This window comes from Arcicella aquatica, assembly GCF_034928825.1.
GTDB lineage: Bacteria > Bacteroidota > Bacteroidia > Cytophagales > Spirosomataceae > Arcicella > Arcicella aquatica.
Genome location: NZ_JAYFUL010000005.1, coordinates 212965 through 227624, shown reverse-complemented (window position 1 = coordinate 227624; position 14660 = coordinate 212965). Strand labels below are relative to the sequence as shown.

General features: G+C 34.2%; 11 protein-coding genes. 5 read left to right on the top strand and 6 right to left on the bottom strand.

The window, feature by feature from the left end:
• Positions 1-24: 24 nt before the first annotated feature.
• Together VB264_RS04925 and yiaA are read right to left on the bottom strand one after the other, a co-directional pair.
• Positions 25-639: an HD domain-containing protein gene (locus tag VB264_RS04925; RefSeq protein WP_323247262.1), complete on the bottom strand. Its 615-nt coding sequence runs from the start codon at positions 637-639 to the stop codon at positions 25-27.
• Between the two features lie 84 nt (positions 640-723).
• On the bottom strand, positions 724-1122 hold the full coding sequence (gene yiaA, locus VB264_RS04920; protein ID WP_323247260.1) for an inner membrane protein YiaA: 399 nt from the start codon (positions 1120-1122) through the stop codon (positions 724-726).
• A gap of 283 nt (positions 1123-1405) precedes the next feature.
• Between yiaA and VB264_RS04915 the strand changes: the two genes are divergently transcribed.
• On the top strand, positions 1406-2524 hold the full coding sequence (locus VB264_RS04915) for a DUF2891 domain-containing protein (RefSeq protein WP_323247258.1): 1119 nt from the start codon (positions 1406-1408) through the stop codon (positions 2522-2524).
• A 147-nt stretch (positions 2525-2671) separates the two neighbouring features.
• Here the strand turns inward: VB264_RS04915 and VB264_RS04910 are convergent, their stop codons facing one another.
• The 4 genes from VB264_RS04910 to VB264_RS04895 all read right to left on the bottom strand — a co-directional run bounded on the left by VB264_RS04910 (position 2672) and on the right by VB264_RS04895 (position 10438).
• Positions 2672-5320, bottom strand: coding sequence for a DEAD/DEAH box helicase (locus VB264_RS04910; protein WP_323247256.1), 2649 nt, complete (start codon positions 5318-5320; stop codon positions 2672-2674).
• Positions 5320-6324, bottom strand: coding sequence for a virulence RhuM family protein (locus VB264_RS04905; protein WP_323247254.1), 1005 nt, complete (start codon positions 6322-6324; stop codon positions 5320-5322). The genes VB264_RS04910 and VB264_RS04905 overlap by 1 nt, the downstream gene beginning before the upstream one ends.
• Positions 6325-6327: 3 nt before the next feature.
• Positions 6328-7890, bottom strand: coding sequence for a site-specific DNA-methyltransferase (locus VB264_RS04900; protein WP_323247252.1), 1563 nt, complete (start codon positions 7888-7890; stop codon positions 6328-6330).
• 223 nt (positions 7891-8113) lie between these two features.
• Positions 8114-10438 (bottom strand): TonB-dependent receptor, encoded by a 2325-nt coding sequence (locus tag VB264_RS04895; protein ID WP_323247250.1) that lies wholly within the window; start codon positions 10436-10438, stop codon positions 8114-8116.
• Positions 10439-10798: 360 nt separating this feature from the next.
• On the opposite strand from VB264_RS04895, the gene VB264_RS04890 reads away from it, so the two are divergent.
• The 4 genes from VB264_RS04890 (at position 10799) to VB264_RS04875 (ending at position 14580) form a co-directional block, all read left to right on the top strand.
• Entirely contained in the window at positions 10799-11305 is a 507-nt protein-coding gene (locus VB264_RS04890) for an RNA polymerase sigma factor (protein ID WP_323247248.1), read from the top strand.
• A 263-nt stretch (positions 11306-11568) separates the two neighbouring features.
• On the top strand, positions 11569-13038 hold the full coding sequence (locus tag VB264_RS04885; RefSeq protein WP_323247246.1) for a phytoene desaturase family protein: 1470 nt from the start codon (positions 11569-11571) through the stop codon (positions 13036-13038).
• Positions 13039-13072: 34 nt separating this feature from the next.
• The gene (locus tag VB264_RS04880) at positions 13073-13915 is read left to right on the top strand and encodes a phytoene/squalene synthase family protein (protein ID WP_323247244.1); all 843 of its coding nucleotides are present in this window, start codon (positions 13073-13075) and stop codon (positions 13913-13915) included.
• A gap of 167 nt (positions 13916-14082) precedes the next feature.
• Positions 14083-14580 carry a hypothetical protein gene (locus VB264_RS04875; protein ID WP_323247242.1) on the top strand — a complete coding sequence of 166 codons (498 nt, stop codon included), beginning with the start codon at positions 14083-14085 and terminating at the stop codon, positions 14578-14580.
• Positions 14581-14660: the final 80 nt, after the last annotated feature.

Sequence of the window (14660 nt, the reverse complement as noted above, 5' to 3'; positions counted from 1 at the left end):
TTAAGATGAACCTAAAATAATATATTAAAGTAATTCTAATTCATTCGTGAGGTTTTGTTTTGCTTGCTTTTCAAATTCGTTGAAGAAATAATCAGTTTTATAAATGCGATCCATTGCTAAAAAATGCTTTAATACCTTTTTACGTCCAGCATTGTAAATTAAATTGGGATAATAAGAATATTCCTTTCTTACATTTTGACAATATTTAAGATAGATTTCCCAGTCTTGTCCAAGCACAGAAAGGTCAGCATCTGTAAAATAATTTGTATCATTTTGTTGATTCACCAAATGGCTTTTTGTTGCTAAAATCTGCTGTTTACAAGCGTCAATCATCTGAGATGGAATAGCAAGTTGTTGCATGCTATTAATAGCTAATTCAGCACTTTTTTCTTCATTATCTGATTTTAAAGCATTGTAAATGATATCATGATAATAAAGGGAGAATAGCACAGTATCCCAATCTTGAATGTTTGTTTTTACTTTATTAAGTTGCATTAATAAGTTATCAAGATGCTGTAATGTATGGTAATATCTTTTTTTGCTTGAATAGTGCTTCTCAATTTCCAACCATAGCTCATTGATAAGCTCATGGTTGTTTGAATACTTTGTCAATAATAAGATAAACGTTTCTTGAAGCATAGAATTAGAGGATTATAAAACAATAATAACACTGTGTCTCTACAGTGTTATTATTATTGAATTTATTACGATTTTAATCTTGTATTAGTCTTTCTTCTCAGCATTCAAAGAATCTCTGGTATTTTTTTGAACAGCAATTGCTCCAAAAATAGATAGGAGGAAGGCAAATGCATAAAAGCCTTTTTCGCTTGGCAACAAAGTTGCATTCCAAAGTCCAACGACTAAGAGGAGGATTGATAAAATAGTAGAGAACCAGCTCAGCCCATAGTAAATATCAGTAACAGGAACGCCTTCTAGTCGGTCACGAACACTTTTTTGAACAGAAATAACAGAGAAAAGTCCGTACATCAATACGGTAAAATAATATCCGATTTCATTAAGTAACATCTCAGATCTCCAAAGTCCTATAAGAAAGCCTATCATTCCTGTGCCTAAGGCAACCCATGATGCTCCGATAAAAGCAGCTGATGGTTTTTGATACATTGATTTTGTGGTTTAATTCGTTTGAAAAATCTATTTACTATTTACAAACATATAATAAAATTCGACAAAATCTATATCAATGATGATAGAAATTATTGGGGAGTGAAACAAGGACAAATCTTAAGGATGATATGTTTATTATTTTCTTATATTTTAGTCGCAATGGTTACTTTATGATTAAAATTTTTGCAAAATAGAAATAGTATCAATACCTTTCTAATAACACTTTATCAATGTTTATTCAAAAATAGTATAAACCAATCAACAATTAAAAACCTTACCCATGATTATCAAAAATGTATTACTCACTGCGTTGTTAGCTTGCGGATTATCAGTTTATGGGCAACAAAACCAATATTTAACAGTATCAAAAGATGGTAGAAAAGTAGGGCTAAGTGCTGAGGGAGCTTCATTTTTAGCAAATCTGCCCCTACATTGTATTCAAACAGAATATCCCAACAAACCCAATCATACGATAGAAACGGCACAAGAAGTAACACTAAGTCCGAAACAATTGCATCCAGCCTTTTATGGTTGTTTAGATTGGCATTCTTCCGTTCATGGGCATTGGATGTTGGTAAAGATATTGAAGACTTACCCCAATTTGCCCGAAACACAGCAAATCATTGCGGTGTTAGAAAACAGTTTTTTAGCAGAAAATCTACAAAAAGAAGCGGATTACTTTAGCCAATATAAACTGGCGAAAGGCTTTGAACGTACCTACGGGTGGGCTTGGTTGCTCAAATTAGACGAAGAATTATTGACTTGGGATGACCCAATGGCTAAACGTTGGCATAAAAGCTTACAACCTTTGACGCAAGTAATCGTACAAAAATGGACTGAATACTTACCTAAACAAACCTATCCTAATCGAACAGGTGTACACCCAAATACAGCCTTTGGGATGGTTTTTGCGTTAGATTGGGCTCGTACTACTAAAAATACTTCTTTTGAACAATTATTGGTACAACGAAGCAAAGACTATTATCTCACTAATAAAGCTGTTGCCGCTACCCTTGAGCCAGACGGAACAGACTTCCTGTCGCCTAGTCTTGAAATTGCAGATTTGATGCGAAGAGTATTAACGCCACAAGCATTTCAAAAATGGTTTAATCAATTTTACACAGCAGAAGGGCTTAAAAACGTATTGCAATTACCCATTGTAAGCGACCGTTCTGATTATCAGATTGTACATTTAGATGGATTAGCATTAAGTAAAGCGTGGTGTTTATTAGGCATAGCCAAACAATTACCCACTACAGACTTACGCAAGAAACAATTTCAAGAAAAGGCTACGACGTTTTTGCAAAAAACCTTACCCAACATTGCAAATGGTAATTATGGTGGCGACCATTGGTTAGGGTCGTTTGCTATGTATGCTTTGGGTTTGGAGGGGGAGTAGTGTGTTGTTATCTCTGTTTAGCATTTGCTCCCCAACTAGTTCAAGCCTGTGGCTTGGACTTGTACCTAAAATATTTCAGTTTCAAACTGAAATATTTTAGGTACAAGTAACGCTTCGCTTAATACTTGCACCAGTTGGGGAGAGAAGTCAGATAGATTTAATGATATTTAAAAAATCTTCTAACCTATATGCACCATCAACGGTTCTTCTTTCGTAAACCATAAAGTAACGGTAATTATTCCCTGCTTTACTTGCCCAAAGTCCTCCAAGTCTTATTTTTTGTTCCGCATCTAAATGGTCTCCTTTAGTTTCCAATACAATAGTTTTCCCACTTTTGGTCTGAATAATAAAATCAGGATAGTGGTTAATAAAACCATTGATTCTAAAACCTTTGCGTTCAAGGTTTCTTGTCCAGAAGGCAATGTTTGCCATATTACCAATTTCGTTGATTACACGCTCTTCAAAACTGTTCATTCCTCCTTCTTTTTCATACAGTGATTTAGGAATATCTTTTGCCGTATCGCCTGGTGAAATACTTTTTGGTAAAATAAAAGAAGGTTTAATAAACACTTTGTCCGTGTCTAAGCAGTCTTTAAATTGTTTTTCTGCAAATGCTTCTGAAAGTGCAATAATTTTATTCTTGATTTTATCTTTATATGTATATTCATTGGCAGCTAAATCATTAAACTGATCATCGCTAAAGTCTTCCAATATTCTATTCAAATATTTCTCAATTTCTTTGTCAGGAATAGGAAGCATATTACCTATCAAGTCCATTAGACGCTTGGTGAAGTTCCTTACTCTGTTGTCTTTTCTTGTTGGGTCAAGAAAATAAGCCATTATACTTTCTTTCACTTCTCCGTCTAGCCTTACAAATGTTGGTGTATGTTCTTTTTTTGTTTCATCTAAATCTACTTTGTATAGTTCAGATGTAATACTATCAAAAGCAATATTAGTATCAGCTTTCCTTAATGCAAAACCTTTTAAAAGGCTTTGTTTTTCCAAAGGCAATTCATATTCATCTTGTTGAAAGATTTCATTTTCAGGAACTTTTTGATAAAATTGTGGTAAAATAATTTTCCCAGCTTGTTCTTTAAAAATATCTTTGATGCTAAATGTTTTCACAAGCTTTTGTATTTCGTTTGGTAGAGTAATTGAGCGATTCGTTTCTATTTCTACAAGTGTTTTTTCGAATACTTCATTTTGTTGAATAGCTGTTTGCTCTATTTCCAAAAGGGGACTAACCTCAACAAAGATTGTATCTTGATTATAGTTTAAAGGTTGTTGCTGTATTTTATCCCAATTCACAATTCTTGAAGTGTCAATTTCATCTACATCGTCTGAAATAATACTGAAATCTAAAAATTCTTGTTTGGATAAATCTTTAGCAATAACATTGTCGCTAATCAAATCATATTCATCTTTTTTTCTAAAACTTTTATCACTGAAACCTGCTTTATTTAAGCCTTTTACAATGTTATCTAAGGTATCAAGAAATTTTGACGAAGCTGTTAATACATAGCTCAAGTTGAGCAAGGGAAAGTTATGCTTCATTACGTAAGGCTGACGTAATACTCTTCCTAAAATTTGTTCGACATCAACTGCTGAACTTTTGTCTGCTAACGATGCCAATATATAAGCAAATGGACAATCCCAACCTTCTTTTAGAGCATTAATTGTAATGATATAACGAACTTCACATTCTTTACTCATTAAATCAATACCTTTTATTTCATTAATATTTGCCGTTTTTATTTTGATTTGTTCGACAGGTATTTTTAATTCAATCAGTTTTTCTTTAAGCTTTTGAACATTTGATTTTTCCTCCTCTTCATTCAAAAACTCTTTACCATTTTTGGGTTGTACCTGAAACAAAACAATTGGACGAATGTATTTTCCCCCTTTCTTTTCTTCTCCTATGGCTTGTATTTCCAATCGCTTTTGTAGTTGCAGGGCTGAATTGATTACTTCTGTTTTATCTTGATGGTTATAAACAATTACAGGAAGTTTTACCATGTTTTCCTTTTTTAGCTCTAAGGCATCAATAAAACTTATAATGTTACTATTCTTTCTTGGTGTAGCGGTGAGGTCAAGTATAAAACAGGGGTTTACGACCTTCAACATTTCTACACTCAAGTCGCTTTCTGCATTGTGGCTTTCGTCAACAATGACTAATGGATTCAAATACTCTATCACAGCACCCAAAGTAATTTCAGTTTCCTTGCCTAAAATACTTTCAAATGACTGTAAATTTCCATTTTCTTGAAAGACTTTGCGGTCTTCTTTGTTTTTTACTCTTAAACTGTCAAAACTTAATACGAAGATATTCAACTGTTCTTTTACAGAAGTTGCATTAAATCCGCTTCCTTGTAATAATGCAGCCTTATCGAAGACTTCAACTTTATTTCCAAAATGAGCATTTATTTTTTGGCGATAAGGATGGTTTGGGTCTTTTAGATTTTTAATTGTTTGGTCTAAAATAGTAATTGAAGGCACTAACCAAACTACAGCTTTGGGTTTGTCATAAGCAAAGGCATCAAAAATAGTTTTGATAGCATTACAAGCTATAAAAGTTTTACCACCCGCTGTTGGTACTTTTATACAGATATGTGGCACACGTGGAACATTATTTTTATAAGGTTCAATCGCTGTACCTATTGATGGATATAAAGGTGTTTTGGGGTGTTTAGCCCAAAAACTATAAAATGCCTCTTTTACGTCTTTCGTTTCTTGTATGTATTCCAAAAATAATGAAAGGTCATTGATTACTTCTTGCTGATAGGGTTTTAATTCCATTATTTCTGCTTTCCTATTTTTTTAACTTCTTTATCAAAGTCTGAAACGATTTTCTGTGTTTTGTTAAACTCATCATATTCCTTTACAGCCTTTTTATCCGCTTGAAGTTTTGATATTTTGCCTTTACCTTGTAGTATTTTGTATTCATTAAACGAAAGAAATTTATTCACACTTTCTGCTAATTGTGCCATTGTAAAGCTATTTTCTCGTTCTATAAGCCCTTCAATATAATCAAAATAGCCCGTCACTGTTCTTTCTAATTGGCTTATCTCTTTTTCAGTTAGATAATTCTTTGCAATAATTACATCTGACTTTAAAATTCTGCCATCGGGTGCGTGTTTCCATGTCGTAAGCCCCATGTTATCTTTTGTCTTATCAGATGATTGATGGATGATTTCTGCGGCAGTTTTACCCGTAATGGCAAAATGGAATTTGTTTTGTACCATAGCGTAAAAGCTCTGTGTAATCTCTGAGTTTTTATCATAGTCAATACTGCACTCCGCAAAAATATCAGTTATCTGTTGATATATCCTGCGTTCGCTGGCTCGGATAGAGCGAACTCTGCGAAGTAACTCTTTGAAATAATCTTTGCCAAAAACAGCTTGCCCTTGTTTTAAGCGATTATCATCCAATACAAAACCTTTAATGATAAATTCTTTTAGGGTTTGGGTTGCCCAAATTCTAAACTGTGTTGCCTTGGCTGAATTTACCCGATAACCTACTGAAATGATAGCATCAAGATTATAAAATTTCGTTTTACGAGAAACTTCTCTTGTACCTTCAATTTGAACTTGTAAAATTTCTTTACAAGTTGAACTCTCTTGTAATTCAGCATCTTCGTATATATTTTTAAGATGGGTTGTGATATTTTGGGTAGAAGTATCAAACAATTCCGAGAGAGATTTTTGAGTAAGCCAAACGGTCTCATCTTGAATGAAAACATCTACTCTAACATTATTATTAGGAGTGCTATAGATTAAAAAACTATTTTGTTGACTTTCCATCGCTTAAAATCTTGTTATGTCTCTTGGTATTTTTTTGAAAATAATATGGTGTTTTGTCAAAAAATCTTGGGTAAGCAGACAATTATCAGCATAGATTATATATTGTTCGGCTTGGGTTTTGATAGTCGCTAAAAACTCATGGTCTAAAGTAGTTACTTCCTCTGGTTCGTAGTTGAAATAATAGGCTGTGTTATTTTGAATGCCCAAAAAATGTTTGTTATCCTCCAGTTTGTTTGTCCCTATTGATGTCTTGGTTTCTGTATAAAACACATATTGACGAATTTTTTCAAGTGCTACCAATTCATTCAAATTCCCATCCTCTAAAAAGATGGGTTGCCCTAATTCATAAAAATCAAAACTACCGAGTGTGCCTTCTACTTTTCCATAACCATTAATAACTCTTTTAACTCTTTCTGCTGTAATTGTTTCAGCATAATCTTCCATTTCAATTAAAATAAACTTTCTTTTTCCATTATCTTCTTTGTTGAGATTTAAAACCGCATGGGCGGTTGTACCAGAACCAGAAAATGAATCAAGGACAATAGAGTTTTTGGCAGTGGCTTGGTCAATAATTGTTTTGACGAAATCAATAGGTTTTGGGAAATCAAATTTTTTATCATTAAAAATTTCTCGTAAAGCGTTTGTACCATCACGAGTATAAACTTCAGTTCCAATTATTGAAGAAAATCCAGTTACTTCTTCTTTGTAATCCCCTATAAACTGTTTTTTTCTAGGTCTACCATCTTTGTTTTTTGGCCATAAAATTCTCCCCTCATTAATAAGTTTTGTCATCGTATTTATATCATATCTCCAACCCATTTTAGGGCATCCATAGTCAATATTAGTTTCTGGATTGATTAAATTATAATGGAGATTTGGACGTGCCTTTTTATCAGCGAGTCCTACCATATTAGCACTCACCCAATCACCTCTTTTGTCGTTGTCTGGATTAGAAAATTGACTTTTATCTCTTTCTAATCCATTTAATTTATGCCCGTAGCATATAACATATTCATGATCAATTGATATTCTTGATGTATTTCTATTGTCTTTATTTTGTCTTGATTTCCAAATTAATTGACCTAAGAATTTATTACGACCAAAGATTTCATCACATACTAACTTTAAAAAAGAAGCTTCAATGTCATCAATAGAAATAAAAATAACTCCATCTTCAGCAAGTAATTTTTGTAATAGTTTTAATCTTGGGTACATCATACAAAGCCATTTATCATGCCTTGTTAAATCTTCAGCTTCTTTTCCAACTACTTGTCCCAGCCATTTTTTAATTTTTGGGTCATTTACATTATCGTTATACACCCAACTTTCGTTGCCTGTATTATAAGGGGGGTCAATATAAATACATTTTACTTTTCCTTCGTACTCGGGCAATAGGGCTTTTAGTGCTTCAAGGTTGTCGCCATGTATAATTTTATTACCGCTTTGGGTTTCTTGTTTTGTTTGGATTCCGTCATCAAACCCATAAGAATGTTCCAATACTTTAAAGGGTACATCAATATGATGATTGATTACTTTGTCTTTTCCTATCCAGTGTAATGTTGGCATATATTTAGTCTCTCAAATACAATTCGTTATTATGTAGAGCAAAGTTAGTATTTTTTAGGGCTATTTAACCGACAGAATCTTATTTGAAGGAAGTATCTTTCTCTTTTAAGACTGACAACTTCCTTCACTGACGGGATAAGCGACAGCATTGCTACTATTAGCTCCTGCACAGACGGGATAAGCAATCGCATTGTTGGGATAGCTTATTGCATCGGGGCTTGGTTTAGAAACTATATTTAAGACGAGCCGAAACATTCCTCCCCATATCATCCGTAAAGTACCTAAATCGATTGAGGTATTCTCGGTAGGCTAAGTTAAAGGCATTACTTACACTTAGTCCAATACTTACTTTTTTGATAGTGAAGCCTGCATCTGCTTTCCAAAGACTATAACTAGGTGGAGGAGGTAGGAAATCGCTATTTGCTTCTACTCTGGTTTGTTTGGCTACTAATGAATTGCTGATACTGATAAAGGCACCATGCTTTTTGAAATCGTACTTTAAAGTGCTTTCCAGACGGTCGGAAGGAATGTTTACCATGTATTGATTATTCAAAACGTCCTTGGCTCTTACCATCGAATATTTCTCGGTAATTGATATTTTCTCAGTAATCAAATAATTGGCAGATAGGTCAATTCCTGCAAAGCGAGCGTTTACTTGGGTATAGTCAAAGGCTGGGAAAGCGCCACGTACAGTAAGCACAGTTTGCAATACGCCATTTTCAGAACGGGGTTTTAGATAAATAAAATCATCAATGAAATTCAAGTAGGGACTAAATTCCAGACTAAATTTTTCGCTAGTATAATTGGCAGAGAAACTTAAATTATGTGCCACTTCGGGCTGTAGGTTGATATTCCCTTTTTCATAAGCCGCCGCTCCGTGGTGAATGCCATCAGAAAATAATTCATTCATATTGGGTGCTCGCCAAGCAAGCGCTGCATTGAATTTAAAATCCCATTCATTATTCAGCGTATAAGTAGTACCAGCAGTAGCAGAGAAATTATTAAAACTAAATGAATTGTTATAAGCCTGATTATTGAAGGTAAGTCCATAAGCCTCTGCATTTCTAAGGTCATAGCGGAGACCCGTTTCAAATTCCCAGCGATTTTTCAAATAACGTTCTATCAAAAATATTCCTACGGTACTTACTTGATAATTAGGAATGAGTACAGTATTCACCAAGGGTTTTTTCAATTCATAAGAGGAGGAAAGATTTTCCTGATACATTCCGCTGATACCCACTGAACCTGCAATTTTATTAAAAAGTGGTTTATGGTCGAGTAATAACTCACCTGTATACGTCGTAAGCTTAAAATTTAAGGTATTTAGATTTCTGTTTCCTCTCGGAACGTCATACTCTAAACGCCAGTCATATTGACGAGCCAGTGTAAGTGTCCATTTCCCCAAATTTTCAGCAATAGCAAAGCTCTTTAGCTTTAATAAATGATGGGCTAAGTCTTGGTTAGGGCGATTGATGTTATAACTTGGTGAAGTCGGCGTATAAGCTTCGTTAGGTTGGGGGTTATTAATAGCGTTCTGTAAGTCTGTTGTGTTACCAATGTGTGAACCAGCAAAAATACCTAACTGAGTATCGAAATAACTAAAAAATAGCTCGCTACCATAATGTATTCTGTTGTAGCCAAGCGCTACTGAAAAATTCCTTTCTTGTACTCCTGTATTGGCCATGTAATAATTGGCCGTTTTTAAATCGCCTCCACGTTTGTAAGTGCCTTGCACACGCCATGAGAAACCTTTCAGTTGAGCCAAGCCACCTTCTGCAATACCAGAAATCACACCCATGCGTCCATTTGAAAAACCAGCCGTATTGATTTCACCATGAATATTAACAGAATCGGGTAGGGGGGCGGGTTCTACCATGATAACGCCTGCAATAGCATCCGAGCCGTAGCGAACGCCAGCGGCTCCTTTGATAACGGTTAATTTTTTGGCAACAAAGGGGTCAATCTCAGGGGCATGTTCACTGCCCCATTGTTGGCCTTCCTGACGAATGCCATTATTTAAAATCAACACCCTATTTGAATGCATTCCATGAATGATGGGTTTGGAAATAGAGCTTCCAGTCTGTAGGGTTGTTACGCCAGTAATGCCCTTTAGGGATTCACCTAGACTTTGTCCACGGGTTTGGTCTAAGGCTTGTCCTTCTAAGATGCCTTTTGCTTGAGTAACATCTATCATTTTTTTTCCACTGACTACTACTTCCTGCAAATGCTCATCTTTATCTTCTAAAGAAAAGTCTTCGTGGTGTTCAGCAGTGAGATTGACAGGTACCTCCACTTTCTGGAAACCTACCGCTTGACAGATTAATACATAATTCCCTTGGCACAGATTTTTAAAAGAATATACACCCTTGGCATCTGCAAAAGTTGAGATGTTGGTGCCTTTTATATAAATAACCGCACCAGGCACTATTTGGTGAATATCTTTTTCATGGACTACTCCCTGAAGTGTGCAAAAACAATTTTGAGATTGTGCGATTGTCGAAATCCCATTTAAGATAAATATCGTAAGTATAATATATATGCTTTTCATGAACGATGATGAAGATTGAGCATGCAATTTACGGATATTTTCGCAATGGATTTCTACTATTTGCAACAATATTGCATTAAAATTTATTATTGTTCATCATTAAACAAAAAGATATACATACCAACGAATGATTTAATATATCCAAAAAGTTGAATCTGTTTAATTGATTTTAGATTAAGATAAACAATGTTAATTGTGTTATTTTGTCGCTTTATTTGCTGTTTTGGGCTTTTTTGTAGGTTTAGATAATTTTTTTAAACAGATTACTATCGTTTTTTGTAAAATTAATTCAGAAAACATTTGCTTTTTTGTTTAAATAATTCATACATTTGTTAAACAAAACATCAACAAATTGAAGCTATGACGGCATTAGAATTTACATATCATATTGGAAAAGTATCAAAGTCATTAAAGCCCTTCGCTATGAAACTTACAAGAGACTATGAAGAAGCCAATGATTTACTTCAAGATACTTTATTAAAAGCTTTCACTAATCGTGATAAATATACAGAGGGTACTAACCTAAAGGCTTGGTTGTACACTATTATGAAAAATACGTTCATCACTAATTATCAAAGGATGATTAGGAAGAATACTTTCATAGATACTTCGGATAACCTTCATTATATTAATTCAATGGAAAGTAGCACCGATAATTTAGCTATTAGTAGTTTTGCTATGAATGATATCAACAGTGCTATTTCAACCTTAGAGGAGTCTTATAAAACGCCTTTTATCATGTATTTCAGAGGGTTTAAATATCATGAAATTGCAGAGAAATTAAATATTCCAATCGGAACAGTTAAAAATAGAATTCATATAGCTCGTAAAGAGTTGAAAGATAGATTACACATGTACGCGTATTAGTTGATTGTTTGAGTTACACTTCATCATTATCAGGAACTCTCATCAGTTAGTTAATACTATGGTTACTGCCAGTCAGCAAAACCATAGTCTATAGTTTTTTGGTTAACAGAAGAATCTCACAAAAGGTCGAGCAGTAGTTCGACTTTTTTGTTGTGCTGATTGTCTTAAAAAGACATCAATTATAAATCAATCAAACAAAACAAGTTTATCTTTGTTACAAGCTAATAAGGAAATGTATAAATCTCCTTCGGGAACATTGTTCAATGAAAGTAATCGTAATAGGGTCAGGATTTTCAGGATTATCAGCTGCAACAAGTTTAGCAGATAAAGGATATGAGGTTACTATTTTGGAAAAAAATAGTATTGCGGGGGGAAGAGCAAGGGTTTTTGAGGCAGAAGGCTTTACTTTCGATATGGGTCCAAGCTGGTACTGGATGCCTGATGTTTTCGATAATTACTTTGCTAAGTTTAATAAAAAACCAGCTGACTATTATGATTTAGTTCGCCTAGATCCTTCATACGCCGTGATTTTTGCAGGGAATGAGACGGTAGAGCTACCAGCGAGCCTTGATGAATTAGGCAATTTGTTTGAAGGAATGGAAGCGGGAAGTAAAGAGAAATTTAAAGAATTTTTGCGTCAAGCTGAGTACAAATATGATGTAGGAATGAATCAATTTGTATGGAAGCCTTCTGTGAGTATTACAGAATTTTTGAGCTTGAAATTACTATATGATGTAGTTCGCTTAGATGTATTTCAATCTTTCGCCTCACATATTCGCAAGTTTTTTAAAGACGAGAGAATCTTGAAATTAATGGAATTCCCTATTTTGTTTTTAGGGGCTACTCCCGAAAACACTCCAGCCATGTATAGCTTAATGAACTATGCAGAAATGAAATTGGGAACTTGGTATCCGATGGGGGGAATGTTCAAAATCGTAGAAGGAATGGTTGCCTTGGCAAAAGAGAAAGGAGTGACGTTGCTTTTAAATCATGAGGTTCAGAAAATAGAGGTAATAACAGGTGCTGTAAAAAAAGTAATCACTAATCAAGGTGAGTTTATAGCTGACGTAGTAGTAGCCAGTGCAGACTATCATCATGTGGAGGATAAATTACTAGAAGACAAATACCAAAATTATGATGAAGATTATTGGAACTCCAGAGTGATGTCTCCTTCGTCGCTTTTATTTTATCTAGGGGTTAATAAAAAGATTCCTAAATTATTACATCATAATTTATTTTTTGACGAAGATTTCAAGGTGCATGCCCATGAGATTTATACAGCACCACAGTGGCCATCAAAGCCATTATTTTATGTCTCTGCTCCTTCAAAAACAGATAATAGTGTCGCTCCTGAAGGGTGTGAAAATTTATTTTTGTTGATACCTGTAGCGCCAGATTTAATAGATACTGACGAAATCCGAGAGCAATATTATCATATTATCATGGAACGACTAGAGCAATATTGTGGTGTTCCTATTCGCGATGCAGTGGTTTTCAAAAGAAGTTATGCTCACAACGACTTTAAAGCTGATTATCATGCTTTTAAAGGTAATGCATACGGTTTGGCAAATACGTTGATGCAGACTGCTCTTTTAAAGCCATCTTTGAAAAGCAAAAAAGTGAAAAATTTATTTTATACAGGACAGTTAACCGTACCGGGTCCTGGTGTACCACCATCATTGATTTCGGGCATAGTAGTGGCTGAAGAAGTAAGTAAGGCGTTCAAAGTTTAGTACAAACTCAGCAAATAAAATCAACTACCAGTTAATGAACCACATGGATTTATATACAAAGACAACCCTCGGATGTAGTAAGCTCATTACTGAACATTACAGCACGTCTTTTACTTTAGGTATAAAAACTTTAGACAAACGTTTTCATTTACCCATTTATGCAATTTATGGTTTTGTTCGCTATGCTGATGAAATCGTAGATACCTTTGAGGGTTTCGATAAAAAAACATTATTGAGCCGTTTTAAAGCCGAAACGTATGTGTGTATTAAAGAAGGGATTAGCCTCAATCCTGTGTTGCACTCTTTTCAATTGATTGTGAATCAATATAAAATTGACCATGAGTTGATTGAAGCGTTTTTACATTCGATGGAAATGGATTTATATTTTGCCGACTATAATCAGGAAGGATATAAAGAATATATTTATGGTTCGGCTGAAGTAGTGGGTCTGATGTGTCTAAGGGTTTTTTGTGAAGGCGATACTGCGATGTATGATGTACTGAAAAACGATGCAAGACGATTAGGCTCTGCTTTTCAAAAAGTTAATTTTTTAAGAGATATTAAGTCAGATTTTCAAGAAAGAGGAAGAACGTATTTCCCGAACGTAGATTTCAGAAATTTTACTTTAGAGGACAAAAAAACGATTGAAGATGATATTCAAGCAGACTTTGATGCTGCTTTGCGAGGAATCCTTGCATTGCCAAAAGGGGCAAAATCAGGAGTATATCTGGCATATAGGTATTATCTGAGGCTTTTTGATAAAATAAAGCTTTGTCCTGCCTCCAAAATTCAGAATGAGAGAATCAGAGTGCCAGATTTTCAAAAAATTGCTTTATTAGCAAGTACGTATTTTCAAATAAGGCTCAATTCACTTTAATTTTTTCGGTATTATCATCAAAACCACTAGATACATCATGTGTCTAGTGGTTTTGTTGTATTATACCTTTTTTGCTCAGAAATATCATAATATTTGTAATTTTGAGTTATTAGATTACCTCTAATGTATCTCTAAATTGTCATATATCTCTAAAACCTACATTTAACATGGAAAACATCTATAGAAAGTATTACTTTCTTAGTCAAAATCAATTAAAAACTATTTTTGAAAAAGGCAAACAGCCCATAACTTCCGATTTGGTTGGCTGGGAATTTATGGGAGTTAATATTGGTGTATTAACAAAGATTTTGGGTATTAGAAAATTCTTCAAAGTATTTACCACACATGTTGAAGGAGACGCAATCATTGGCTATAATTTAAAAGCTCAGCAAAACGGACTTGATGAACCACACCTTAAAGCTTTAATGACAAATAATACCGATGGATATTATCATGTTTCGGAAGATGGGTCATCAAAAACACTGCTGATAAATTATGGTCATCATCAAGCAAATTCGAGATTTTCACCAGTAAGATTACTCCGTGATTATCTAGTAGAAGTAGAGCCTGATATATATTTAGGAAAAGCATATTTGAAGGTTTTTTCCTTTTTTGTACCGTTAACATATTTTGTATTGAGAAAATACCAAAAGAGACTAGATTAGGCACAGGTTTTTTGTAAGTTAATAACGTCAGTAAACAGGATATTCACAAAACCTTGGGTTTATTGAAAAACATTCATTGC